The sequence below is a fragment of the Humibacter ginsengiterrae genome (assembly GCF_054780115.1).
Genome location: NZ_BAAGWY010000014.1, coordinates 29,014 through 54,057, shown reverse-complemented (window position 1 = coordinate 54,057; position 25,044 = coordinate 29,014). Strand labels below are relative to the sequence as shown.

General features: G+C 67.4%; 24 protein-coding genes. 9 read left to right on the top strand and 15 right to left on the bottom strand.

The annotated features are described in order from the left end of the window. Positions 1 to 24: 24 nt before the first annotated feature. Together ACYVII_RS15300 and ACYVII_RS15295 are read left to right on the top strand one after the other, a co-directional pair. Positions 25 to 414, top strand: coding sequence for a tautomerase family protein (locus ACYVII_RS15300; protein WP_460536627.1), 390 nt, complete (start codon positions 25 to 27; stop codon positions 412 to 414). Beyond that, a complete protein-coding gene (locus ACYVII_RS15295) occupies positions 411 to 1,784 on the top strand; it encodes a glycoside hydrolase family 1 protein (protein ID WP_460536625.1) in 1,374 nt (457 codons plus the stop codon). The genes ACYVII_RS15300 and ACYVII_RS15295 overlap by 4 nt, the downstream gene beginning before the upstream one ends. Before the next feature lie 23 nt (positions 1,785 to 1,807). On the opposite strand, the gene ACYVII_RS15290 is transcribed toward ACYVII_RS15295, so the two are convergent. Further along, on the bottom strand, positions 1,808 to 3,025 hold the full coding sequence (locus tag ACYVII_RS15290; protein ID WP_460536622.1) for an ROK family transcriptional regulator: 1,218 nt from the start codon (positions 3,023 to 3,025) through the stop codon (positions 1,808 to 1,810). Between the two features lie 186 nt (positions 3,026 to 3,211). After that, positions 3,212 to 4,528: an MFS transporter gene (locus tag ACYVII_RS15285; RefSeq protein ID WP_460536620.1), complete on the bottom strand. Its 1,317-nt coding sequence runs from the start codon at positions 4,526 to 4,528 to the stop codon at positions 3,212 to 3,214. 168 nt (positions 4,529 to 4,696) lie between these two features. Between ACYVII_RS15285 and ACYVII_RS15280 the strand changes: the two genes are divergently transcribed. Both ACYVII_RS15280 and ACYVII_RS15275 read left to right on the top strand, forming a co-directional pair. Further along, positions 4,697 to 5,536 carry a helix-turn-helix transcriptional regulator gene (locus ACYVII_RS15280; protein WP_460536617.1) on the top strand — a complete coding sequence of 280 codons (840 nt, stop codon included), beginning with the start codon at positions 4,697 to 4,699 and terminating at the stop codon, positions 5,534 to 5,536. An 82-nt stretch (positions 5,537 to 5,618) separates the two neighbouring features. Then, entirely contained in the window at positions 5,619 to 6,794 is a 1,176-nt protein-coding gene (locus ACYVII_RS15275) for a MalY/PatB family protein (RefSeq protein ID WP_460536615.1), read from the top strand. Positions 6,795 to 6,821: 27 nt separating this feature from the next. On the opposite strand, the gene ACYVII_RS15270 is transcribed toward ACYVII_RS15275, so the two are convergent. From ACYVII_RS15270 to ACYVII_RS15255, 4 genes are all read right to left on the bottom strand, one after another. Beyond that, positions 6,822 to 8,129, bottom strand: a complete 1,308-nt coding sequence (locus tag ACYVII_RS15270) for an O-acetylhomoserine aminocarboxypropyltransferase/cysteine synthase family protein (RefSeq protein WP_460536613.1) — start codon at positions 8,127 to 8,129, stop codon at positions 6,822 to 6,824. 214 nt (positions 8,130 to 8,343) lie between these two features. After that, the gene (locus tag ACYVII_RS15265; RefSeq protein ID WP_460536610.1) at positions 8,344 to 9,228 is read right to left on the bottom strand and encodes a DUF4352 domain-containing protein; all 885 of its coding nucleotides are present in this window, start codon (positions 9,226 to 9,228) and stop codon (positions 8,344 to 8,346) included. Positions 9,229 to 9,501: 273 nt separating this feature from the next. Next, the gene (locus tag ACYVII_RS15260) at positions 9,502 to 10,728 is read right to left on the bottom strand and encodes a type II toxin-antitoxin system HipA family toxin (protein WP_460536607.1); all 1,227 of its coding nucleotides are present in this window, start codon (positions 10,726 to 10,728) and stop codon (positions 9,502 to 9,504) included. Further along, complete coding sequence (locus ACYVII_RS15255; RefSeq protein ID WP_460536605.1) at positions 10,712 to 10,957, bottom strand: helix-turn-helix domain-containing protein; 246 nt, start codon at positions 10,955 to 10,957, stop codon at positions 10,712 to 10,714. Before ACYVII_RS15255 ends, ACYVII_RS15260 begins: the two co-directional genes overlap by 17 nt. Positions 10,958 to 11,066: 109 nt before the next feature. On the opposite strand from ACYVII_RS15255, the gene ACYVII_RS15250 reads away from it, so the two are divergent. After that, positions 11,067 to 11,903, top strand: coding sequence for an SDR family oxidoreductase (locus tag ACYVII_RS15250; protein WP_460536603.1), 837 nt, complete (start codon positions 11,067 to 11,069; stop codon positions 11,901 to 11,903). Between the two features lie 37 nt (positions 11,904 to 11,940). On the opposite strand, the gene ACYVII_RS15245 is transcribed toward ACYVII_RS15250, so the two are convergent. Next, on the bottom strand, positions 11,941 to 12,756 hold the full coding sequence (locus ACYVII_RS15245) for an alpha/beta fold hydrolase (protein ID WP_460536601.1): 816 nt from the start codon (positions 12,754 to 12,756) through the stop codon (positions 11,941 to 11,943). A 102-nt stretch (positions 12,757 to 12,858) separates the two neighbouring features. Between ACYVII_RS15245 and ACYVII_RS15240 the strand changes: the two genes are divergently transcribed. Beyond that, positions 12,859 to 13,776 (top strand): AEC family transporter, encoded by a 918-nt coding sequence (locus ACYVII_RS15240; RefSeq protein ID WP_460536599.1) that lies wholly within the window; start codon positions 12,859 to 12,861, stop codon positions 13,774 to 13,776. 40 nt (positions 13,777 to 13,816) lie between these two features. Here ACYVII_RS15240 and ACYVII_RS15235 read toward each other — a convergent pair whose 3' ends face one another. Next, positions 13,817 to 14,668, bottom strand: coding sequence for an exodeoxyribonuclease III (locus ACYVII_RS15235; RefSeq protein WP_460536597.1), 852 nt, complete (start codon positions 14,666 to 14,668; stop codon positions 13,817 to 13,819). Positions 14,669 to 14,709: 41 nt separating this feature from the next. Then, complete coding sequence (locus ACYVII_RS15230) at positions 14,710 to 16,602, bottom strand: DUF2207 domain-containing protein (RefSeq protein WP_460536595.1); 1,893 nt, start codon at positions 16,600 to 16,602, stop codon at positions 14,710 to 14,712. Positions 16,603 to 16,688: 86 nt separating this feature from the next. On the opposite strand from ACYVII_RS15230, the gene pyrE reads away from it, so the two are divergent. After that, complete coding sequence (gene pyrE, locus ACYVII_RS15225) at positions 16,689 to 17,237, top strand: orotate phosphoribosyltransferase (RefSeq protein WP_460536593.1); 549 nt, start codon at positions 16,689 to 16,691, stop codon at positions 17,235 to 17,237. After that, positions 17,237 to 19,477, top strand: coding sequence for a septum formation family protein (locus ACYVII_RS15220; protein ID WP_460536591.1), 2,241 nt, complete (start codon positions 17,237 to 17,239; stop codon positions 19,475 to 19,477). Before pyrE ends, ACYVII_RS15220 begins: the two co-directional genes overlap by 1 nt. Before the next feature lie 111 nt (positions 19,478 to 19,588). On the opposite strand, the gene ACYVII_RS15215 is transcribed toward ACYVII_RS15220, so the two are convergent. The 3 genes from ACYVII_RS15215 to ACYVII_RS15205 form a co-directional block, all read right to left on the bottom strand. After that, positions 19,589 to 20,194, bottom strand: a complete 606-nt coding sequence (locus ACYVII_RS15215; RefSeq protein WP_460536589.1) for a GNAT family N-acetyltransferase — start codon at positions 20,192 to 20,194, stop codon at positions 19,589 to 19,591. A gap of 67 nt (positions 20,195 to 20,261) precedes the next feature. Continuing rightward, positions 20,262 to 20,627, bottom strand: coding sequence for a cupin domain-containing protein (locus ACYVII_RS15210; RefSeq protein WP_460536587.1), 366 nt, complete (start codon positions 20,625 to 20,627; stop codon positions 20,262 to 20,264). 76 nt (positions 20,628 to 20,703) lie between these two features. Then, positions 20,704 to 21,504 carry an HAD-IIA family hydrolase gene (locus tag ACYVII_RS15205; RefSeq protein WP_460536585.1) on the bottom strand — a complete coding sequence of 267 codons (801 nt, stop codon included), beginning with the start codon at positions 21,502 to 21,504 and terminating at the stop codon, positions 20,704 to 20,706. Positions 21,505 to 21,642: 138 nt separating this feature from the next. Between ACYVII_RS15205 and ACYVII_RS15200 the strand changes: the two genes are divergently transcribed. After that, on the top strand, positions 21,643 to 22,317 hold the full coding sequence (locus ACYVII_RS15200) for a TrmH family RNA methyltransferase (RefSeq protein WP_460536583.1): 675 nt from the start codon (positions 21,643 to 21,645) through the stop codon (positions 22,315 to 22,317). An 8-nt stretch (positions 22,318 to 22,325) separates the two neighbouring features. Here the strand turns inward: ACYVII_RS15200 and ACYVII_RS15195 are convergent, their stop codons facing one another. From ACYVII_RS15195 to ACYVII_RS15185, 3 genes are all read right to left on the bottom strand, one after another. Next, positions 22,326 to 23,072 carry an SDR family oxidoreductase gene (locus tag ACYVII_RS15195; protein ID WP_460536581.1) on the bottom strand — a complete coding sequence of 249 codons (747 nt, stop codon included), beginning with the start codon at positions 23,070 to 23,072 and terminating at the stop codon, positions 22,326 to 22,328. A 112-nt stretch (positions 23,073 to 23,184) separates the two neighbouring features. Beyond that, positions 23,185 to 24,036 (bottom strand): metallophosphoesterase, encoded by an 852-nt coding sequence (locus ACYVII_RS15190; protein ID WP_460536579.1) that lies wholly within the window; start codon positions 24,034 to 24,036, stop codon positions 23,185 to 23,187. A gap of 171 nt (positions 24,037 to 24,207) precedes the next feature. Further along, positions 24,208 to 24,981, bottom strand: a complete 774-nt coding sequence (locus tag ACYVII_RS15185) for an SDR family NAD(P)-dependent oxidoreductase (protein WP_460536577.1) — start codon at positions 24,979 to 24,981, stop codon at positions 24,208 to 24,210. Positions 24,982 to 25,044 lie beyond the last annotated feature (63 nt).

Here is a 25,044-nt window from a genome sequence, read left to right as displayed (position 1 = left end):
GAACCGCCCATGAAGGAGACACCCATGCCACTCGTCCGTATCGACATGCACGCGAGCCTCGCCGACAAGCAGAAAGCGATCAGCGCCGCGGTGCACGACGGCCTCGTGAACGGCCTGCCCATGCCGGCCGATGACCTGTTCCAGATCTTCCGACTGCATCAAGCCGGCGAACTCGTGTTCACGACGACGTTCCCGGATGCCGCGCGCACAGACATCCTCTATATCCAGATCCTGCTCGCGAACATCTACCAGCCCGACGACAAGCAGCGCATGTACGACGCCGTCGTGGGCAACCTGGTCGAAGCTGGGGTCAAGCCGGACAACATCTTGATCGCTCTCACGGAGAACGCCGGGTCCGACTGGTTCGCGCCATCGAAGGACTGGACGCCCGTGCCGGCCGAGGCGACGGCATGAGCAGCCGCGCCGATTTTCCGGCGGACTTCGCGTGGGGAACCGCGACCGCCGCGTACCAGGTCGAGGGCGCCGGGGGTGAGGGCGGACGCACGCCCAGCATCTGGGACACGTTCGCGTGTGTGCCTGGCGCGATCGCCGACGGCACCACGGGAGACGTCGCCGACGACCACTATCACCGGTTTCTCGAGGATGTCGACGTGATGGCTGCGATGGGCGTCAACTCCTACCGGTTCTCGATCTCGTGGTCGCGGTTGCTCCCGAACGGCGGAGACGCGGTAAACCAGAAAGGAGTCGCGTTCTATCGGGCCCTGGCGAGTGCCCTGCTCGAACGCGGCATCCGTCCGTACGCCACGCTGTACCACTGGGACCTGCCCCAGGATCTGGAGGATGCCGGAGGCTGGCTGGTCCCCGAGACCGCGGAGGCCTTCGCCCGCTACGCCCGTATCGCGGTCCGCGAGCTTGGCGACCTCGTGCACGACTGGATCACGCTCAACGAACCGTGGTGCTCAGCATTCCTCGGCTACGCCTCCGGTGTACACGCCCCAGGAAAACAGGTGGGCTCGGCGGCGGCGCACGCCGTGCACCATCTGCTCCTCGGGCACGGCAAGGCGGTCGCCGCAATCAGGGAGGTGAGCCCCGATGCATCCGTCGGTATCACGCTCAACCTCTATTCGGTCCGCCCTGCTTCCAAACGGGACGTCGACGTCGACGCGGCACGTCGCATCGACGGTCTGCAGAACCGGCTCTTTCTGGAGCCGGTGCTCGCAGGCCGCTATCCGGCCGATGTTCTCGACGACCTGCGCGAGAGGAGCTGGTTCGAGAGCAGGCCGGCAGCAGATGCCGAGACGATCGCGGCGCCGATCGATTTTCTCGGAATCAACTACTACAGCCGTCACACCGCGTTCGCCGGCGACGCCGCCGTAGGTGCGAGCGCGAGCCCGGGCAGCGAGTTCGTACGGTTCGTCGACACAGGTGCGCCGCGAACCCAGATGGGCTGGGAGATCCATCCCGATGGACTGCTCGACGTGCTGGAGCAGGCGAACGCCTATGCGCCGGACCTGCCGCTCTTCGTCACCGAGAACGGCTCCGCCTACGCCGACACGGTGGCGCCGGACGGTTCGGTCGATGACCCGGAGCGCACGGAATATCTTCGACTGCACGTGGATGCCTGCGCTGAGGCATTGCGTCGGCGCCTGCCTCTGCGCGGCTACTTCTGCTGGTCGCTGATGGACAACTGGGAATGGGCGTGGGGGCTCTCGCGGCGTTTCGGACTCGTCCACGTCGACTACGACACGCAGCGGCGAACCGTCAAGACCAGCGGTCGCTGGTTACGCGAGTTCCTCGCCGGCGCCGACCGGGCTGCTGCGTGAGCTCAGGCGCTCGAGTCAGGTGCTCAGGCGCGAAGGTGGTGTGGCGTGAGGTGGCTGTGTAGCACGACGGATGCAGCCCCTCGCGCCGCCGCGCCCGGCCCCGTTTCGCCCATCTCCACCGTCACGGGATGCACCTTGCGCATGAACGCGAGTCGATCGAGCACGTCTCGTACCACCTGAAGGTAGATCGGTCCGGCCACAGCGAACCCAGGGCCGGCGAGAGACACCCGGTCCAGGTCGAAGATGTTCGCGAGCCCGAGCACCCCTGTGCCGAGGTGCCTCGCCGCCTGCCGAACGAGGGTCTCGGCATCGACGTCTCCCGCCATCGCAGCAGCGGCGATGGTGCCGAAGGAAGCCCGCACATCCTCGCCCTCCCGATCTCGAAGATCGAGACGCTCCCACAGCCCGCGATTCTCCCGGGCGTTGCGAACAACAGCGGCCGGGGTGGCCATGACCTCGAGGCATCCGCGGGATCCGCAGAAGCACTCCGGCCCATCGGTGTCGATCGAGAGGTGCCCGATCTCCCCGGCGTTCGAGGATGCGCCGCGATAGACGTCGCCGTTGATCACGATCCCGCACCCGATGCCGGTTGCCATATAGATGGTTGCGAAGTCGTGGGCGGTCGACACCCGACCCGACCAGAACTCTCCCAAGGCAGCGCAGTTCGCGTCGTTCTCGAGGATCACGGGCATTCCGCTGGCCTCGTTCAGCGCAGCCTCGATGGCGAACTGCTCCCACTCGCCGGTCTGGCGAGAAGAGCGGAGGACGCCGCCGGAGGCATCTTGGCGGCCGGCGCCGGAGACGCCGATTCCGATGACGTCGTCGCGTGCTATTCCGTGCTTATCGAGGAACTTCGCGATCTCTCGTGCGACTCGTTCGATCACCGTCTGCGGCTTGCTGCGCCCGGTGCCTGCGAGTGAGTGGCTGTGCAAGGCTGCGCCGTTGATGTCGCACAGCACGATGGAGATGCGGGCGTAGTCGAGAGAAACGCCCAGTGCATAGCGGGATGATGCGTTGAGCTCGAGCAGGACAGGTCGCTTTCCGCCGGTGGACTCCGCGAAACCCGCCTCGACGACGAGGCCGCCGTCGATGAGGGTGCGCACGATCTTCGAGATCGTCGCCTCGGTGAGTCCGGAACGCTCGGAAAGCTCGATGCGGCTCACGCGGCCGCTCGATCGGATGAGGTCCAGAATGGCGCTGCGGGTGTCGGCGGATGAAGCACCCTTGAGTCGGCGAGGCATCTGTCCCCATCCACGATGAATTACTTACCTTAACGAAGTATATTCGTCGTCCGGATTCGATCCGACGCAGCTATTCCGTGGCGTGGGGTACTCAGCCGGCCGCGCCCGGATCGGGGAGCTCATCGGGATACACGATGTCGATCTCGCCATTACGTACAAAGCGTGTGACAACCCGCTACCGCTGCCCTACCGCCGCCGCAGCCCTAACGCGGCGCATCCAGCGAGCACCGCGACCACGGCCGTGACGACCAGGCTGATCTGCTGCCCGCGGTAGAACCCGCCGCTCACGGCTGTCAGCGCGCCGAAGACCGCGACCGCGAGCGCGCCGCCGACCTGGCGACTCGTGTTGAAGACGCCGGAGACCGTCCCTGCCTGCTGCGGCGGTGCGGACTCCAGCAGTACGGCAGTGGTGGGCGGCATGATCAGCGGACCGCCCAGACCGACGGGTACGAGCAGCAGCGCGAGCGCCCAGGTCGGGACATCCGATGGCAGCAGCGCCAGCGCGGTGGATGCCGCTGCCATCAGCGCGAGGCCGGTGACGACGGGGAGTCGCGGGCCGACGCGATCGGTGATGTGCGCCATGAACGGCGTCAGCGTGATCGGCAGGGCGAGCATGGGGAGGAAGACGATGCCGGTCGCGAGGGGTGAGAGGCCGCGATGCGTCTGCAGGTACAGGCTGAAGAGGAACGGCAGTCCGTAGAACCTGACCATGAACCCGAACCCGATCACGACGGCGCTGTCGAGCGCGCGGGAGCGGAACAGGTCGAGCGGCACCATCGGATGCCTGCCTCGCGCCTGTATGACCGCGAACGCCACAGCGGACAGGATGCCCACTGCGAACGCGATCAGCACGCCCGGCGCAAGGAACCCCAAGGTGCCCGCCTCGATGGCACCGTATGTGATGCCGCCCATCGCGAGGATCGCCGCGACTTGGCCCGCCCAGTCGTACGGCACCCGGTGACGAGGACCGGCCGGCCCCCGGCGCAACAGCACAAGGGTCAGCACGGCGACGGGGACGTTGACGAGGAAGATCCACCGCCAGCTGGCCAGGCTGAGCAGGCCGCCCAGCAGCGGTCCCGCCGCGGCAGCGACCGCTCCGCCAGTCGCCCATACCGCCACGGCGCGGGCACGAGCGCGGGCGCCGTCGAACGCGTGCCGGATCAGCGCCATCGACGACGGCATCACAACGGCCGCGCCGATGCCCTGCGCGAAGCGCGCCACGATCAGCACCCCGAGGTTCGGCGCGGCGCCGCACGCGATCGACGCGGCCGCGAACAACGCGACACCGACGCCGAAGGCGCGCCCCGCACCGATCCGGTCGGTCAGCGATCCGGCGGAGAGAAGCAGTGCGGCGAACATCAGGGTGTAGCCGTCCACGACCCGCTGCAGGCCGGCGATGCCGCCGCCGAGCTCCACCCGGATCGACGGCAGGGCGACGTTGACGATCGTCGCGTCGAGCGTGATCACGAAGAACCCCAGCACGGCGGCGACCACTGTCGACACCGTGCCAGTCTGCGGGCGAGGATGCCCGGGCATCCGTCGATCTGTTGCTCTCGTGTTCGAGGTACTCATCGCTCCCCACGAAACCAGCGCTCCGAACGCCCATACAGACTGCGCCTATAGGAGCACTGGGAGGGCGCTGTTCGCCGTTCCGCCGGTTACCGTGGACTCGTGAGCGATGGCGGCGGTCCGCAGCGCGACCTGCGCGAGTTCCTGACGTCGCGTCGCGCGAGGGTCTCGCCGGAGGCGTCCGGGCTGCCGAACTGGGGCACGCGGCGGCGCGTCTCCGGTCTGCGCCGCGAGGAGGTAGCGCTGCTCGCGGGCATCAGCACTGAGTACTACACGCGCCTGGAGCGCGGCCAGGTCGGCGCACTCTCGCCCGCCGTGCTGAACGGCATCGCCACCGCGCTGCAACTGGACCAGGTCGAACGCGACCACTTCACCGTGCTGATCGAGGAGGCGGCATCCGCGCGCTATCGCACTGAGGTCGCCATTCCCGATGAGGGGCCCGCGAGCATCCATCACGCGCTCGATGCCCTCACCGAGGCCGCCGCGTTCGTGCGCAACGAGCGGCTCGACGTGCTCGCGATCAACCGGCTCGGTGCATGGCTCTACGAGCCGCTCCTGCGGCGGGACGACAACCGACGCAACCTCGCCCGGTTCGTGTTCCTCGATCCGGCGTCCCACGACTTCTATCGCGACTGGGATGCCATCGCGCTCGACGCTGCGGGCACTCTACGGGCTCTGCAGAGCCGGGCTCGGTCCGACGCCCAGCTCTCGGCACTCGTCGACGAGCTGAACGAGCGCAGCGAGGAGTTCCGCGCGCACTGGCGAAGCCATGACGTGCGCTCGTACCGCAGCGGACGACAGCCGTTCCACCATCCGGTGGTCGGTGACCTCGAGCTGGACTACGACGCGTTCGAGTCTCCGGCAACGCCGGGCCTGGTCGTCGTGGTCTACACCGCGCCCGACGATGCGGCGCGGGAGAAGCTGCTGGCAACGTCGTCGTAACGCGGCGTCGTCCAACTGTCGCAGGCATCCGTCGCCCGAATACATTCGAGGGGTACGCCTCTCCACCGAAAGCGCCATCGAAGTGAACCACCTGGCCACCCGTCCGATCGAACGGCTGCGCGCCGAGCGCCGCAGCATCAAGTGGCGCCGCTACGCGCCCGACGTGCTCCCGCTGTTCGTGGCCGAGATGGACTTCGAGCCGTCGAAAGCGGTGGTGGATGCCGTGTCCCGCGCGCTCGCAGCCGGGGATACGGGTTACCTGGATGGGCCGGGCCCGCTCGCGCCTGCCTTCGCTTGGTTCGCGGAACGCTCCTGGGGCTGGACCGTCGATCCAGACACGGTGCACCTGGCGACGGATGTCACGGTCGGCATCGTGGAGACGCTTCGGCTGCTCGTGCCTCCGGTCGGCGCCCGCGTCGTGCTGACGCCGCCGGTGTACGCGCCGTTCTACGAGATGGTGGGCGAGGCGAACGGGGCGGTCGTCGAGGTGCCGCTGGACGAGGCATCCGGATGGGCGCTCGACCTTTCCGCTTTGGAGCGCGCCTTCGCGGATGGCGCCGACGCGATGCTGCTCTGCAACCCGCAGAACCCGACAGGTCGATGTCACAGCCGTCAGTCGCTGCAGGCGCTCGCCGAGCTCGCCGCTCGCTACGACGTGCCCATCCTGAGCGACGAGGTGCACGCTCCGTTCGCGCACACGGATGCCTCGTTCACGCCGTTCGCGCCCCTCGCCGCTGCCGCGGGCGCACGCAGCGCCACCGTCACGAGCGCCAGCAAGGCGTGGAATCTCGCCGCACTCAAATGCGCGTGGATCGTCGCGGCCGACGACCGCACGGCAGCCCTCCTGCAGCGGCTGCCAGAGGAGACCGCGGCGCGCACGAGCATCCTCGGCCTGCACGCGGGCATCGCGGCTTTCGAGGACACCGAGTGGCGCGACGCGGCGATCGCCCAGGTGGTCTCCAACATCGAACTCTTCAAGGCCGAGTTAGCTGTTCACGTACCCGAGGCGCGGCTCGTAACCCCGGATGCCGGTTACCTGGTCTGGCTGGACCTGCGCGACGCCGGTCTCGGCGACGATCCCGCAGCCGTACTCCGTGAGGAGGGACGCGTGGCGTTCAACTCGGGCCCGACGTTCGGCACCGGAGGTGCTGGCTTCGTGCGGGTGAACGTGGCGTGCGACCCGTCCACGATCGTGGAGGCGGTGCGCCGCATCGCCCGCGTGGTCGACGCGCGACGCGTCGTCGCATCCGCGAGTTGAGTAGCGCTCCAGTCACCGCCGGTTGAGTCAACCAGCGGTAGACCCAGCCGCCACCAGCCCGCGCTCGAGGTCGTCGATGATGTCCCGCGCGCTCTCCAGCCCGATGGAAAGCCGGATGAGCCCCGGCGTGATACCGGCATCCAGCCGCTCCTGCTCGGTGAGCTTGCCGTGGATCGTCGACCCGAGGTGGATCGCCAGCGTGCGCACATCCCCGATGTGCGTCATGGGCGACACGAGCTGCAGGGCGTCGATGAAGCGGCGGGCGGCATCCTTTCCGCCAGCAAGGTCGATGCTCACGATCGAGCCCGGTCCGAGCGGCAGGTAGTGCTGCGCGAGCTCGTGATAGGGGCTGGATGCCAGCCCCGGGTAGTGCGCGACGCTCACCTCGGGTCGCGCCTCGAGCCACTCCGCGACGCGCTGCGCGTTGCCGACGTGCCGCTCCATGCGCAGCGACAGCGTCTCGATGCCGGCGAGCAGCAGGAACGCGCTGGTCGGCGGCACGGTGGGTCCGTACTCGAGCACGATCACGCTGCGCAGGTAGGCGCCAAATGCGGATCCCCCGAACTTCTCCACGAATGACGGCGCCCCGTCCCGCGGTGCCTCGGTCAGTTGCGGGAACCGCTCGGCGTTCGCCGCCCAGTCGAACGTGCCACCGTCGACGACCGCCCCGCCGATGACCGACCCGTGCCCGGCCAGCCACTTCGAGGTGGAGTGGATGACGACATCCGCTCCATGCTCGATCGGACGCTCCAGATACGGCGTCGGCACCGTGTTGTCGACGACGAGGGGCACCCCGCCGGCGTGGGCGATGCGCGCGAGCCGCTCGATGTCGGTGACCTGGTTCAGCGGGTTGGGCAGCGTCTCGGTGTAGACGGCCTTCGTGGTGGGACGGAAGCGGGATGCCCACTCCTCGTCGCTGGCGGCATCCGGCACGTACTCGACGTCGAGGCCCTGACGCTTCAGCGTTCCGCGGAACATCTCGCGGGTGCCCTCATAGAGCGACTGCGTGACCAGGATGTGGTCGCCCGCCTGGGCGAGCGCGAACAGTGCCGCGGCGATTGCGGCCTGCCCGCTGGCGACGAGGATGCCGTCGACTCCGCCCTCGAGATCGGCGATGCGTCGCCCTGCGACCGCGTTCGTCGGGTTGTCGTTGCGGGAGTAGGCGCGGCGGGTGCTGCGCCCGGCGAAGAGGTCCTCGCCGTCGTCGAAGCTCTCGAACAGGTACCCGGCCGTCTGGTAGATCGGGGTGACCCGGGCGTGCGCCTCGGCGTCGATCAGCGCTCCCGCGTGGATCTGACGGGTCTCGAAGTCGGGGCGGCGTTCCTGCTCGGGCATGCGTACAACGGTAGGACGCGCAGGCTGCGCGGCGGGAATCGGGTGTCGGGAGATAACGGGGGCGGTCGCGGAGCGACGTTCTGCTCACTGAGCGAGCGAAGCGATGCCTTTACACGCCCTGCCGGTCAGTCGACTGCACGCTCGATGAGTGCGCACAGCTCCGAGACGCCCATTCGCCTCGACTTGAATACAGATCGCGCTGCTGATCTGGCTCCTACGAGCGCATGGTGATCTTGTAATTCGTGTCGAAAGTGAATGTCAGTGCTTGAGACGGATCCGTGAAGGTTGCATAGAATACGGCGCCAACTATATGCGCGTCGCTTGGCACTTCAAACACCCAAGTCATCGGTTCAGATGACTCCGGTTGCATGAAGTGATTGCACTCAGGATTGCCCTTGACGTTGTAGAGGTCATCTATTGGGTCGAATCGCTGCTGGTTGGCACTTACTACCTTGAACTCAACCGGGAGACTGCATGTCAAGTCCATCGAGTCGGTGCCATCGTTCTTGACGGTTGCAGTTACGACGAAATACTTATTTCCGGCTGTTGGTGTCTTTTCGACATATGTCTCGTAGCCCGACCCTTGCTTGAAATAGGAATTGTTCCATGTTACTGAACTGGCGTCGGTCGCGGCGTTGATCGTGATCGTTGCACCGCCGCTCGTAAGGGTTGAACCTACTCCCGGAACCACTGGCGCGTAATCTCCAGTGCCGTTGTCGTAGTCGGACTGAATCTTGTCAGCGCGAGCCACGTCGCCGGATTCGCAAGCATCGCTAGCTTGCTTCACGGTGTACTTATCACATGGATCGCCGGCTGGTGTAACTGTGTGATGCGTTTGCGTGGAATGATGCTGTTCCTTGGCCGTAGTCTGAGGATGCCTCTGGGAAGCTGCAATGCCGACCCACGCAATCGTTATGATGACCGCTGCCGCTGCTATCGCGCATGCAGTCATCCAGCCTTTCCAAGACAGCAGCGCTCGGCGACGAATAGACGGTTGGGTTCTTTCGCTCTGCGTATTCGAGACGGGTGAACCCGGCGCAGTCACTCGGGCCGAATACTTCGCATATTCGGTAGCGGTCAACTCGTCGTCAGCAAGCACGACGGCAGCCTGGTCTGCCGTGATTGTTATTCCGAGTTGGAGACGCCCATCCTGGTTCGCCAGAAGCTTGCGAAATTGCGAGATGTCTATTCGTCTCCTACGTAACAATCTGAGCTTCGACGCTAGCGGCTCGCGGGGTACCGAGGCCGCGCAGTACTGCCCCCCAGATCGGGTGAAGTCCGCTACGCACCGTGCAAGGAAATGGGGCTTCTCGAACTTCTCAGCCTGCGTTCATACGGTCTGCTCACCTTGTCGGCCCTTGGGCCGCCTTGTTCACGCTGCGCCGCCAGTCGGCAGCCCGCTCCGCAGATTCATCACGAACCTCATCAGCTCTTCGTGCAGTCGCGGATGTGCACCATCGAGCGGCACCTCCGTGTGGATTACCTCGCTCAACTCGTCGAGCGTGTCGTGCACGACTTTCGTGGCCCGGCGCACTCCCCAACTTCCGATCTCTGCCTCGAGGTCCTGGGCGGAAACTTCACCGTGTCGATACTTGCCGTTGACGGCCAGGGCGAGCCTCCCGTCGTTCGCCATATGACGTTGTGGCACCACGTCGTAAGCGGGGGCGAGCTCAACGGCGCCGTCGGCCGGGTGCAGTAGGCCGATGTTCTTCGTGTGCATGTCGAGGTTGCCGATCGCCACCGAAAGCACCACCATGCGCGCAAGGCGCTCTACATCGGGCTCCGGCGTGTATCGCTTGAGGAGGTCGGCGACGCGGTTGAGGCTCACTACACCGCCGAGCTCCTGGTACTTCTGATTGCCGCTAGCGCCCAGAGCCTGATTGAAATCCTCTTGATGCACGCGCTCGCCGTCGAGGCGGTCGTAACGCTCGATGACGAGCGCGTTCAGTCCATCGAACTTCTCCACGGCCGTGCTGTACCTCGCGAGTCTGAGGCGCCGAGCAAGCCGGGCACCGTACTCTTCGTCGAAGATCACCGTCGAGAGTTCGCCCGCGAGTTGCGGCTTCAGGATGTGCGTGCTCGGGTACCCATCGAGTGGCTGCGCCCATCCTCGCCCCGTCCGGACCAGTACGACTTTCGGCTGCACACCCCCGAGGGAGGACTTTCCCTCTGTGACATCGTTACCGAGAGGCGTCCGAAGGGGATTCTCGAGCAGCTGGCGAACGTCCTTGCCATCCAGCTCCCTGAGATTGGGATGCTTCGGTTCTGCAGGGTCGTCAAGGTCCCACAATTGCACTGCCCCGGCAACGTCGCGCCCGTAACGAGCGAGGAAACCGGGCGTATCTCCTGGACGCAGGCCCCCCTGTTGCAGCATGTAGTCGTATTGGTCGCCCTCGGGAAGCAGTTCGGCGAACCAATTCCGTCGACGACTTGCATGGTCACGGCGAAGAGTGGATGTCAGTGGCATCGTGACCGACAGAACCGCGCTGTTGACACCGAACACGTCGATACCCTCGTCGCTGGGCGCGAAGTCGAAAGTTCGAGCTTCGCCCGCCAGCGTGCCGACCCGGACGCCGTACAGCTCAACGGCGAGGCGCATCGTCGTCGTCCCATGAAGCGGCGAATTCGACGCCGGTCGCTCGGGCGATTGTCAGAAGTCGACGGAGGAAGATGGTCGACTTTCCAGACTCGATCTCGCTGATCGTGCTCTGCGGCAGGTCTAGTTCGTCAGCGAGCTCCTGCTGCGAGAGCCCTCGACTCAGGCGCCCCTGCTGCAGAGCGAGGCCGAAGTCGGCCGGCGCGCGCAGCCGAGCGTTGTGCTTTGTCATGGCCTCCTCCTATCGCTATTTCACGATACTGGCTCGATATCTGAAAATCACGATACTGCCGTCATATCCGGAAATCCAGATATCCGCCCAACCCGCGACAATAGAACCCGTGACACGAACGGTACGGGGCGCGCGCATCCTCATCACGGGCGCGGCGAGCGGCATGGGCAGGCTCTACGCCGAGCGGGCCGTGCTCGAGGGTGCTGCCTCCGTCGTGCTGTGGGATGTCGACCGTGCGGCACTCGACGAGGTCGCGGAGGTGCTGCGCGCGGTTGCCGAGCCGGGCACGAGCATCCATCCGTACGTCGTCGATCTCGCTGAGATGGGCGCCATCGCTCAGGCCGCACACAAGGTGCGGAGGCTGGCGGGCGATCCGGACATCCTCATCAACAACGCCGGCATCGTTCGCGGCGCCCTGTTCTGGGAGCACGACAACGGCGACGACACCCGCAAGATCATGCAGGTGAACGCGCTCGCGCCGATGTACGTGACGCGCGAGTTCCTGCCGTCGATGATCAAGGATGCCTACCGCGCCAAACGCATCGTGAACGTCGCGTCGGCCGCGGGGTTGCTGTCGAATCCGCGCATGAGCGTCTACGCGGCATCCAAGTGGGCGGTGATCGGCTGGAGCGACTCCCTGCGGCTCGAGCTCGAACGCGAGGACCACGGCAACGTCAAGGTGACCACCGTCGCCCCGAGCTACATCGACACCGGCATGTTCGAGGGGGCGCGCGGGCCGCTGCTCACGCCGATCATGCGACCGGACTACGTGGTCGACAAGGTGTGGGATGCCATGCTCGCCGGACGCCCGCTGCTCACGCTCCCGAAGTCGGTAGCGCTCGCCCGCGCGCTGAAGGGCATCCTTCCGGTACGGGCGTGGGATGCCGTCGCCGGTCCGGTCTTCGGCGTCTACTCCTCGATGGACGATTTCATCGGTCGTCGCTGAGGCCGGTGTTCAACGGGCGGTACGTGAGGCGTGCGGCTCAGAGGTGGTGCTTCGTCAGCCAGGCGCGGAGCACGGCGTTGAACTCGTCCGGATGCTCCACGCTCGGCAGGTGCGCCGTGTCGCTGAAGATGTATCCCTCGGATCGCGGCAGCGCCGAGACGAGGAACGCCTGCGCGGCGAGCTCCGCCGACAAGTCGAACTCCCCTGCCGTTGCCAGCAACGGCACCTGCAGATCGTTGATCGCCTCGTACGCGGTGGGCTCGGCCGGCTCGACGATCGGCGCCTCCGAGCGGTGCGCCGCGTTCGGCCGGTTCAGCGCGAACGCGGTGTCGACGAATGCGGGGTCGAGCTTCGCGGCATCCCGCGTGGGCGCGATGGCCCACAGCAGCGTCTCGAGCTCCACGACCCGAGGCCAGTCCTGCTCCTCGTATGCGTCGTCGAGGGCGTCGAAGGCGGCATCCTCGGCATCCGTCAGCTCGACATCCGGCAAGCCGCTCGGTGTCGACCCGACAGTCACCACCCCCGTGATGCGCTCGGGAGCCTCGAGCGCGAGGTCGAGCGCGATCCGGCCGCCGCGTGAAGCGCCGACGACGCACGCCTTCTGAACACCGAGGTGATCGAGCAGGTCGAGCGCGTCGGTACGGTCGCTGAACTTCACGTCGTCGGTGCGCGTCTGGCCGAAGCCGCGGGTGTCGAATCGCACGACGTAGTGGTCGTCGACCAGCACAGGCACGAGCGGGTCCCACATTCGCAGTGACGCGATTCCGGCGTGAATGAGCAGCACGGCCGGAGCGGATGCCGGCCCTTCCGCCTCGTAGTACAGCTCGGCTCCCGGCACGCTCAGGTGTGGCATGATCCGAGCCTACGGCCGGCCGGATGCGCGAGCCAGGAGTCGCGGCGGCAACGGTTGCCATCGCCGGCGCGGAGGTCAACCCGCGGTCCGTAGGCTTGAGCGGTGACAGGCGTGCTGATCGGGTTCGGGATCATCGCGTTCGTCATCGTCGTCGGCTACTTCGCCGGACGACTCGGCGTCGACGGCCCGTCCGCAGGGTTCGTGCTCAATCGGGTCGCGTTCTTCGTGACCAACCCGGCTCTCCTCTTCACCGTGCTGGCCAAGGCGGATCTCCGCGAGGTGTTCTCGTCGAGCGTCATCATCGCGGCAGCCTCGGCGATCGCTTCCGCCGGCGCCTTCGTGCTGGTGAGCCGGTTGTTCTTCCGCAGGTCCGCCGCCGAGACCACCATCGGTGCGCTCGGCGCCGGCTACGTCAACGCCAACAACATCGGGCTGCCCGTGGCCGTATACGTGCTCGGGAATGCGTCATTCGTGGCGCCGGTGCTCCTGCTGCAGCTGATCGTGTTCGCACCGACCGCACTCGTTGTGCTCGACATCACCGCGCACGGACGGGCATCCATCCGCTCGATCGTGACGCAGCCGGTGCGCAATCCGATGATCCTCGCCTCTCTCGCCGGGCTGGCGCTCGACCTGACGGGCTGGAAGGTTCCGGATGCCGTGTTCCAGCCCTTCGAACTGCTCGGCGGGGCCGCGGTTCCGCTGGTGCTCCTCGCGTTCGGCATGTCGCTGCGCGGCGCCCGCCCGCTTCGCGCGGCACACGAACGGATGCCCATCGTGGCGGCATCCATCGGCAAGGTCGTGTTCATGCCGCTGGTGGCATGGATCGTCGCCGCGTCGCTCGGACTGCACGGGCACGCGCTGTTCGCGGCCGTCGCGCTCGGTGCCCTGCCGACGGCGCAGAACGTGTTCAACTTCGCCAGTCGCTACCAACGAGGCGAGGTTCTCGCTCGGGACACCGTGCTCGTCACGACGATCGCTGCCATACCGGCGCTCATCGTGATCGCGTGGCTGCTGGCGTAGCTCGACCGGCCGACGTGCGGTGGCAGCGGAGGGCGGGCGCTCAGCCGAAGATCATCGGGCGGTCTTCGTCTTCGTTCCCACCGTGCAGTGAGACGTCGAGCTCCACCATGACCGGCACGTGGTCGCTGGGTGCGTCACCCTTGCGCTCGTTGCGGTGGATGCTTGCGTGCGTCACGAGGTCGGCGAACGGCCGCGATCCCAGGATGAAGTCGATGCGCATGCCCTCGTTGCGCGGGAAGCGCAGCTGCTTGTAGTCCCAGTACGTGAAGCCCTCCGGCTGGTACGGGCGCACCACATCGGTCATGCCGATCGTCTCGAACGCGGCGAACGCTTCACGCTCCGGCGCCGAGATGTGGGTCGACAGACCGGGCACGACGGCGGGATCGCCGTTGTCGGCATCCGTCGGCGCGATGTTCCAGTCGCCCATCAGCGCGAGGGGTTGGTCCGGATTCTCGGCCAGCCAGGTGCGGGCATCCGCTGCGAGAGTCGCGAGCCAGTCGAGCTTGTACGTGTAGTGCGGGTCCTGAAGCGAACGGCCGTTCGGAACGTAGAGGCTCCACAGCCGCAGACCGGCGATCGTCGCACCGATCGCGCGCGCCTCACGCGGCAGGTCGGGACCCTCCTCGCCCTTCAGGAAGCCGGGCATGCCGTCGAACTCGGTCGCGACATCCTCGATCGGCAGGCGGGAGGCGATCGCGACCCCGTTCCACTGATTGAACCCGTGGATCGCGACCTCGTAACCCGCCTCTTCGAACGCTTCGAGCGGGAACTGCTCAGGCTTGCACTTGATCTCCTGCATCGCCAGAACGTCCACGTCTTCGCGCACGAGCCAGTCGACGATGCGGCCCACGCGGGCGCGGATCGAGTTCACGTTCCAGGTGGCGACACGCATGCGGCCCAATCTATCGGCTGGATCCGACAGGGCTCGACGGCCTACCAGCCGCCGCCACCGCCTCCGCCGCCACCGCCGCCGGAGAACCCTCCGCCGCCGGAGCCGCCGAACGAGCTGGAGCTGCCGCTCGACGACGACGGCGTCGTGGCGAAGCTGGAGGTGGAGAATGCGCTCGACCACAGCGCGAGCGTGAGGAACGGCGATGGACCGCTGTACCAGTCAGGTGCGTTCTCGCCGGTCGTGGCGTAGCGGTCTTGGAGCACCTTCACCCACTGCTCGGAGACTCCGAGCACCATCGCGTACGGCAGCACCTTCTCATACAGCTTCACCACGGCCCCGGAGTCGCTCACGTCGACACGCTCTGCCGTCTTCGGGCTCTGCAGGAACGCCAGCCGGTCCTTCTCGGCCAGCTCGATGTACTGCTTCAAGCCCTCCAGGTGGTCGCGCACCTCTGCACCCCGGTCGGTGATGCGCAGACGCGGCGCCGTCAGCACGAGCAGCACGATCGCGAAGGCCGCGGCCGCGACATCCGGCAGCACGACCCACGGCACGCCCGCATGGTTGGCGGCGGCGAAACCGAGGTGCACGATCGGCAGAATCAGCAGCGCGAAGAGGCCGAACCGCACCCACCCGTTGCCCTGGCGCTTCGTCCTGGCCCGCAGCCCGAGCTCGGTCACGCGCTTCGGAGCGGATGCCCGCTGCTTCGCGAGCGCATCCCCCAGGGTGCGATCGGTCTGGTCGAGCACCCGATAGTTGCCGACGATCCCGCCGGGGAACAGCACCTGCATCAGCGCCACCTCGGAGCTGTCGAGAGCCGACCAGTCGGCGTTCGTGAGAGTGACCGTGTAGCGAGAGCTGCTCGGGGCATCCGCGTTCTCGGAGATGGTGAGGTACTTCCCCACCGCCAGCCCGACGAGTTCGGCGGGGAACGCCGCGTTGCCCTTGCGCAAGAAGTCAGCGGCAAGCATCGGCCAGACACCGCGTGGCGCGTCGTACTCGGGCACGATGATGCCCCGCCCCTTGGCATCCCTGAACGGTCCGGTGCGCAGGTAGATCACCCAGGCGAGACCGCCGAGCAGTGGGATGAAGAACAGCCACGGCACGACCACCCACTGCCAGGCCTTCTGCTCGTGCGGCGGCTCGGCGAACGCGGAGTTCTCGAAGCCGATCGCGACCGTGAGCGACTTGTAGTAGTTCAGTCCTCGAACGCTGGCGACGATCGACCCGCTGTCGGTGCCGATCGTGCACGGCTCTTGCGAGACGCCCTTGGCGGATTCCTTCGCCGAGGGGTAGCACGCCATCTTGCCGTTGAGTGCCGCACCGGTGCCGTTGTGCAGGTAGATGCGTACAGAGGTCTCGGCGATCTGCGAGTCCCAGCCGGTGCCGTTGACGTCCCAATACAGTTCGGCGTCATTCGTGTCGGCGAAATGCCACACGACGTTCTGCAGCGTGTACCGGATGACATAGGTCTTCGCGCCGTGCACATACGTGTTCTTGTCGCCGATGCGCAGAACGGTCATGTCGTCGCCATACCCGGCGTCCCCGCTGTCCACCGCCTCGTACGGCTGGGGCGTGCCCCGGGCATCCGTGATGGAGACGACGTGCGGGTGCAACGCGATGTCCTGATTGAACGTCGGGATCGCACGCTCGATGCCGTGGTTGACATCCGCCTCGGGGAACCGCACGCCGATGGTCTCGGTGACCGTCATCGACGAGTTCTTCGCCGCATCACGGTGCAGGTCGTACACGGCGTCGAACCGGTCGAGCGTGAGCGAGGTCACAGGGTCGTCGGCGAACGGGCGGACGCTGCCGGCGGATGCCTGACTCGCGGCAGAAGCGCGGGCGGGCTCCGAGTCGAGGGTGATGCCCAGGGCACCGAGCGTGCCGAGCGCCAGCACTGCGGCAGTCACCTTGACGACGTGTGCGATGCGCATCGCCCCAGGGTAGCGAGGGGCGGCGTCGCCCGCGGTTCTGCGGGCATCCGGGGCCTTCACAGCCCCACCACGACTAATCTTTATCCGTGACCGACACCCGCCAGCAGCTCATCGACCACATCTCGAACGAGGCCGTCTTCCACGGTGACTTCACGCTGACGAGCGGCAAGAAGGCATCCTTCTACGTCGACCTGCGCAAGGTAAGCCTCGACCACCGGGTCGCTCCTCTGATCGGCCAGGTCATGCTCGACCTCATCGCCGAGGTTCCCGATGTGGTCGCGGTCGGCGGGATGACCATGGGCGCGGACCCGATCGCGGCCGCGATTCTGCACCAGGGCGCCGCGCGCGGCCTGGCGTACGACGCCTTCGTGGTGCGCAAGGAGCCCAAGGACCACGGCCGCGGCAAGCAGGTCGAGGGACCGGAGCTCGAGGGCAAGCGCGTCATTGTGCTCGAAGACACCTCCACGACCGGCGGATCCCCGCTCAAGGCGATCGAGGCGCTGAAGAAGGTCGGCGCCGAGATCGCCGCCGTCGCCGTCGTCGTCGACCGCAACACCGGCGCCCGCGAGGTCATCGAGCAGGCCGGCTACCCATATCTCGCGGCCATCGGACTGGACGACCTGGGACTCGCCTAGTGGCACGTATCCCTGGCGGCCCTGACGAGCCCGACGACAACGACGACGACCTCTCGTCGTTGTTCGGCGTCGGCGACGGCTCCGAGGGCGAAGCCACCGGCAACGATTCCGTGTACGACACCGAGGTCGACGACGACGATCCGGATGCCTACGAGCCCGCCTTCCCGCCGGTCCCGTCGGCCACACCTCGGCCCGCGCCTGAGCTACCGGATCCGCGCGCCGCGCCGCCCACGTACGACATCCCCGAGCTGTCGATGCCGATCCCACCTCGCCCGGAATCCACGCACCGCACACCCACGAACAGCCTGTCGGGGGAAGGCGAGAGCACGTTCTTCTGGGGACTGACCCCGAACGACGAGCCCGACCCCCTCGTGCACGGCAGCGGTGCCAAAGAGGAGGATGACGCATCCGCGGATGCTCACGACTCACGAGGCGAAGACGAGGAACTGCAGCACCACCGCGGCCTCGTACCGCCGACGGTTCCGCTCGCGCCTTATGTGCCGCCGGAGTTCGAGCGGCCAGCGGCGGAGGTCGAGCCGGCAACGCCTCAGCCCGCGGAACCCTGGGCCTCTGAGCCCGCGGAACCCACAGTCCCCGAGTTCGCGGAACCCCCAGTCCCCGAGCCCGCCGAACCGGTAACGCCCGCGGCTGCGGAACCGCCTGCACCATCGCAGCAGCCGGGCCCGTTCGCGATTCCGCCCACAGGACCGACCGTTCCGCCGATGCTTCCCGCCGTGCCGCCGAACGTCGAGGTCGTGCCCGGCACGGTTCCGCCGCCCACGATCGCGGTACCGGCGTGGACGCCGCCGGATCCGACCCCCGCTGCACCTGCCCAGCCGGCAGCATCCGAATCGACCGGATCGCCTACCGCAGCGACTGAGGAACCCGGCGCCACTGCGGATGCTTCGCCCGCGGAACCGGAGCCACCGTCGGCACCGGGAACGGTGACGCTTCCGTGGCTGCGACGGTCACGTCGGCGTGCCGAACAGGAAACCGCGGCGGATGCTCCGCACGCGCCGTCCGCACCCGGAGCGGTTCCCGTTTTCGGTGCACCACGTGCCGAACTGGCTGCCAAGCCACCGGCCGAGCCACCGGCCGAGCCGGCCCCGCCCACGAAGCCGGTCGCGAGCACGTCGTGGTCCCTCTTCGGCGACCTGGTCGACGGGCAGCCGGAGACGTCGGGAATCGAGACGTCAGGAATCGAGACGCCGGCGGCACCCGATGACTCGGACGCGACGGAGAGCTCGCAGGCGACTGAGAACGCGAACGAAGCGGCGGCGTTCGGCACTCTCCGAGACGACAACGAGGCACTCACCTGGCCGTGGGGCGCTTCGGCCGTCGCGACGCCGCAAACTGCCGACGCAGCTGCTGATGCCACGGACGAGACCGCCACACGGAGCATCGCGGCTGCGGCCGAAGGAGCGAGCGCGACGGGTGCAGGAGCGGGCGCGGCGGGGGCGGGAGCGAGCGCGACGGGTGCCGATGCCGCAACCGCGGCCACTGCGGCATCCAGCGGCACGGGCGCACCCGAGCACCGCTCACGTCGATCGCGGCGCTCCGCGTCGGGCGGGCCCGAAGACTCGGGCACCACGGGCGGTTCCGCTCGCGCTCACTGGGGCAGCGGAGGCGGTTCCGGTCATCCCGACGACGACACGAGTGGGCCGTCGCCGCGAGCGCAGTGCATCATGCTGATCGTCGCCTGCGCCATGCTGCTCGTGCTGCTGCTCATCGCTCTGTTCATCGTGGGACGTACGGCCATGCAGCCGATAGCCGCCGTCACTCCGCGGCCCACACCCACGAAGACCGCCACACCGACGCCCACGCCGACCGCGACGCCCGTCGCGACCGGCCCGCAGGCTCCTGGCAAGCATCCGTGGAACACTCTGCGCGGCGGCGAATGCCTCCAGCCGTTCACGACGGCCTGGGCGAACACGTTCACCGTGGTCGATTGCGCGGCACCGCACGCCGGCCAGATGGTCTACACCGGGGTGTTCTCGACGGATCCGAAGGCCGCCTTCCCGGGCGCCGACCAACTCGCGTCGCAGATCAACGTGCTGTGCTCGCGCCCGGGCGTGCTCAACCTGGACGCCGCCGGCCAGTACGACGACGCCCAGGTTCAGGGCAGTTACCCGGTCACGGCGAAGCAGTGGCAAGACGGGCAGCGCTCGTATTACTGCTTCGTGAGCCGGTCATCCGGCCAGCCGATCACCGGCAGCCTGGCCGGTCCAGGTCCGCAGTAGGCCGTCGTCTTGACGCGACTCGTCCGCTGAGAGCGCGGTGGTGCGAAGGTGCGCACCGCTACCAGCGCTGACGTCTCAACGGCGGCGCCGGGTGCCTCGGTTTCGACGAGCTCAACCGACGGAAGTCGTGTGCTGCGCGAGGCGGGCGTCGAGGCCCTGTCGCACCGCGGCCCACTCGTTGTTGAGGATCGAGTACGTGACCGTGTCGCGCACGATGCCCTTGAAGACCTGGTAGCTGCGCAGCACGCCGTCCTGCTTCGCGCCGAGGCGTTCGATCGCCGCGCGGGACTGCCGGTTGTGCCAGTGCGTGTGGAAGTAGACGGCGTTGCATCCGAGCGTGTCGAATGCGCGGCCGAGCAGCAGGCGCTTGGCATCCGGGTTCACGCCCGTTCCGTGGGCGGATGCCGCCATCCACGTGTAGCCGATCTCGACCCGCAGGTTCTCCTGCGAGATGTTGCAGTACGTGGTCATGCCGACGAGCTCGCCGGTGCGGGTGTTGCGGATGGCCCACGGCGCCATCGTGCCCTCTCGCTGAAGGGCCAGCCGGCGCTCGATCTCGGCGGCCATCCCATCGGGTGTCGGCACGGTGGTGTACCAGATCTTCCAGAGCTCGCCGTCGGCGGCGGCCCGTCCGAGGCCTTCGGCGTGGTCCAGCGAGAGCGGTTCGAGGGTGGCGAGAAGTCCTACGAGGGGCACCGTTTCGGCGAAAGATGTCACGGGTTGACGTTACCGCGTGTTGACGTGAATCACGGTTCGGCCGAGGCTCGGGCTCCAGAGGCATCCGTCAGCCGAGCTCGCGGAGCTCCGATGTCATCTCACCACCGGCGTCTCCGGTGTTGACGGTTCCCTTCGGCTCGAACAGCAGCGCCTGCACCTCACTGTCAGCGCGGGGGCAGTGCTCGACGCCCTTGGGCACCACGAACACGTCGTTCGGTCCTAGCACGACATCGCGATCGCGTAACTGGATAGTCAGGTCTCCGCTGATCACGAGAAACAGCTCATCGGTGTCCGGATGCGTGTGCCAGACGAACTCGCCCTCCAGCTTGACGACCTTCAGGTCGTAGTCGTTGATGCTCGTCAGCCGATGCGGCTGCCACGGTTCGGCGATCGTGGAGAGGGCATCCAACACGTTCCGCACATCCTCGGCCATCCCCTGAGATTACAAGCGAATCTTCGTCTCGTTGCCCGGAACCGCGGGCGCTGTGGATGCAGTGGGCGCTGATTCCTCAGATCGCGTCGGACTCCAGCGGCTCTTCTGCCACCAGCTGAAACACGCCGTCGAGCACCTCGTCTGGACGGAACGGATACCGCTCGATCTCGGATCGGTCGCTGATGCCGGTGAGCACGAGCACAGTGTGCAGGCCCGCCTCGATGCCCGCGACGATGTCGGTGTCCATGCGGTCGCCGATCATGCCGGTGTTCTCGGAGTGGGCGCCGATCTTATTCATCGCAGAGCGGAACATCATCGGGTTCGGCTTGCCGACCACGTACGGCTCGCGTCCGGTGGCGCGCGTGATCAGGGCGGCGATGGCGCCCGTCGCCGGGAGCGGACCGTCGGCGCTCGGACCGGTGGGGTCCGGATTCGTCACGATGAACCGCGCACCCTGCACGATGAGCCGGATCGCCTTCGTGATCGCCTCGAACGAGTAATTGCGGGTCTCGCCGACCACGACGTAGTCCGGATGCGTCTCGGTCAGGATGAACCCGGCCTCGTGCAGCGCCGTCGTGATGCCGGCTTCGCCGATCACGAACGCGCTTCCGCCGGGCATCTGCGACTTGCAGAACGCTGCGGTGGCGAGGGCGGATGTCCAGATCGCCTCCTCGGGAACATCCAGTCCGGAGGCACGCAGCCGGGCGGCGAGGTCGCGCGGCGTGAAGATCGAGTTGTTCGTCAGCACCAAAAAGGGCGTGCCGGCATCTCGCCACTGCTGGATGAGCTGGGCGGCACCGGGCAACGCCTCGTTCTCGTGCACGAGAACACCGTCCATGTCGGTGAGCCAGCATTCGATCTCGTCGCGACCGGTCAATGAGCCTCCCTCGTCATCCTGCCTCAAGGGTAGTCGGGGCATGTGGCCCTACGTTTCCCGCGGATGCCATGCACATGAACTCCATCGGTGCGATTGCGACACAGAAGACGGGAGCGCAGCCTGCCTAGGCTGAAGCGCGTGCAGAACGCCGAGTCCCCCGCGCCGCAGCTACCGTCCGCTCCCGCACCTACGCCGGAGCAGTCGACGCATGGTGTCGGCCCGTGGCCTGGTGGGCCGGATGCCTGGCCCACCGACGATCGCTACGATCCGGAGCTGTTGGCGGGCGGCGACACGCGCAACGTCATCGACCGGTACCGGTACTGGCGCATCGAGGCGATCGTGGCGGAGCTGGATGCCCGCAGGCATCCGTTCCACGTCGCCATCGAGAACTGGCAGCACGACATGAACATCGGGTCGATCGTGCGCAGCGCCAACGCGTTCCTTGCCCACACCGTGCACATCGTGGGGCGGCGGCGATGGAACAAGCGCGGCGCCATGGTCACCGACCGCTATCAGCACGTCGTGCACCACGAGACGATCGCCGACCTCGTGGTCTGGGCGAAGGGCGAGCGGATGCCCGTGATCGCGGTCGACAACGTGCCCGGCAGCGTGCAGCTCGAGACGTTCGACCTGCCGGAGCGGTGCGTGCTGCTGTTCGGGCAGGAGGGGCCGGGCCTCTCGGCCGAGGCGATGGATGCCGCGGATGCCATCGTGGAGATCGCCCAGTTCGGCTCGACCCGCTCGATCAACGCATCGGCGGCCGCGGCGATCGCGATGCACACGTGGATCGTGCAGCACGCGCGCCTGGGCTAGCGGCGCGATTACGAGCTCTGCGCAGCCAGCCACTCGTCGAACGGCTGCGTACCGAGCCGAGCATCCGGTCCGGGCAGGATGGAGCCGTCTCGCATGCCCTTGCCCATCGCGCCGGGCATCGTGAGGTTCACCACGAACCGCCTGGTGCCGGTGGCGGCGAGGTAGGCGCGGATCATCCGCGTCATCTGCTCCTCGCGCGGACCGGCGAGATCCCTGTCGAGACCTCGAGGCTCCCCCACTGCTATCTCGGCGAGCGCCTCGCCCACCTCCGCTGCGGCGATCGGCTGGCATCGGGCGACCGGTGCGAGCTGGAGCGGCCCGAACGCCGCGCGCGTCGTCATCTGCTGAGCGAACTCGTGGAACTGCGTGGCGCGCAGAATCGTCCAGCCTCCGGGCAGAGCCATCACGATGCGCTCCTGCGCCGCCTTGCCCGCGTAGTACCCGCTGTCCGCCTTCGCGGCGCCCACGATCGAGAGCACGACGTGGTGCCGCACGCCTGCACGTTTCTCGGCGGCCAGGAGGTTGCGAGTCACGGTGCCGAAGAACTTCACCGATGCCTTGCTCGACTGCGTGGTGGTCGAGCTCACGTCGACGACCGCATCCACCCCCTGGAGCGCGGCTTCGAGGCCGTCGGACGACGTCAGGTCGACACCCGTTCCGCGGGAGAGCGTGACGGCCTCGTGCCCTCGGCCCTTCAACGCCGAAAGCACCCGGCTTCCGACGACGCCCGTGCCTCCGGCGACAGCGATTCTCATGCCTCTTCCTTTCGTCATGCGTCTCGATCGGCGGTGTCTGGTGTCTAGTCGCTAGACACGGCCCAACGGTATGACCGGTTGGCGACGAGCTTTGTGACGCCCGCACCCAACATCACGCGGGCGCTCCGAATGACTCCGCGACGCGGCGGATCCCCTCGGCATCCAGCTGGAACACCGTCTCTCCGTCACGAGCGCTCGGCGCCGAGATCATCGCGATCCGAGGCGCACCGGATGCCGGCAGCTCGACGAGCGCGAACCCCGCGCCGATCGTGGCGCGCTCCGTGTCGGGCGGGGTCGTGACATCCGACGTGTTCGTCACTCCCGGGGCGACCACGATCGGGATGCCCCGCTCGAGCGTGACCAGCGGATGGTGGTAGTGGCCGCTCAGCACGAGCCGCACGTCGGTGCCATCCAGCACGCCGAGCAGGGCGTGCGGATCGTCGAGCTCGAGGCGGCGCAGCAGAGGGGTGACCGCCCGCGTGGGCGGGTGGTGCACCACCACGACTGTGCCGAGATCGACGGGCTGCGACAACGTTTCGCGTAGCCAGGCGAGCTGGTCGGCATCCAATGATCCGTAGGCGGCGCCGGGCACCGACGAGTCGAGCGTGATGATGCGGTGCCTGCCGAGGGCGTGCACGCGGGTGCGGTCGCCGAGCACGGCGGTGAAGGCATCCGGATGATCGTGGTTGCCCATCGCGTACACCACCTGTGCTCCGCGCTCGGCCGCCCACGGCTCGACGAGCTCGCGCAGCTTCGTGTACGACGCCTCGGTGCCGTCGTCGCTGAGGTCGCCGGAGAGCACGACCGCGTCGATCCCCTCGATCTCGGATGCCTTCTGCAGCACGCGCTGCAAGGCCGCGGTGGTGTCGACGATGCCGTAGTGCAGCGATGCGTCTCCGTAGAGGTGGGTGTCGCTGATGTGCAGAAGGCGCAGATCGGCGCGTTCCTGATGGGATGCCTTCACGCCGCCCACGATATCGGCGACTGAGGTGAGCGGATACCGAGCTCGCTCGGTATGCCGAACCGATGGAGCCGGTGAGGCTATTGCCGATACGCAGGAGGTGCGACCTTAGCCGCCGGCCTCGCTCGTCGACGCCGTGTGCGGCTGGTTTCGACAGCCCAGTTCGGCGGCGCCTCAGTGCGGCAGCACGTGCCGCATTGTTGTGAGCGGGCCGGCGAGCGAGCCGCCGTCGACCGGCAGGGTGACGCCCGTGATCCAGGAGGCGTCGTCAGAGGCGAGGAACGCGATCGCGGCGGCGATCTCGGCCGGCTCGCCGACGCGACCGAGCGGATACATCGGTGCGAGGGCATCCGGTCCGCCCTGGTGGTCCCACACCCGGGTCCGCACCGTGCCGGGTGCGACGACGTTGATGCGCACGCCCGACGGCCCGAGTTCGACAGCGAGGTTCTTCGCAAGAAGCGTGAGACCCGCCTTGGCTGAGCTGTACGCCGGTTCGCCGTAGGCCGCGAGCCCGTTGACCGAGCTGACCATGACGATGGAGCCCCGGCTCGCGATCAGCGCTTCGCGGCAGGCACGGATGAGGCGCATCGGCCCGTGCAGGTTGAGGCTGACGATGTCGTTCCAATGCGCTTCATCGAGTCCGTCCTCGACGAAGTGGTCGCCGCCGGCGACAGAGGCGAGCACGTCGACGCGACCGAACCGTTCGAGAGCGGATGCCACGGCACGGTCGACGGATGCGGCATCCGTCACGTCGCATTCGAACACCGCCGTGCGCTCCAGGGTCGACAGATCGTGCTCGGCGTGCTCCGCGAGCCTTGATGCCGCAACGTCGGGCTCGCGATCGAGCAACGCGACCTGCGCGCCCTCGTCGAGCAACCGCTGCGTGGTCGCCCAGCCGATTCCGTTGGCCGCGCCGCTCACGACGGCCACCCTGTCGTCGAACCTCATGCCGACACGGTATCCGCAAGTTGGAATTGTTTCGTTCAGGTCGCAGTTTCTGTCGTCAGGAGC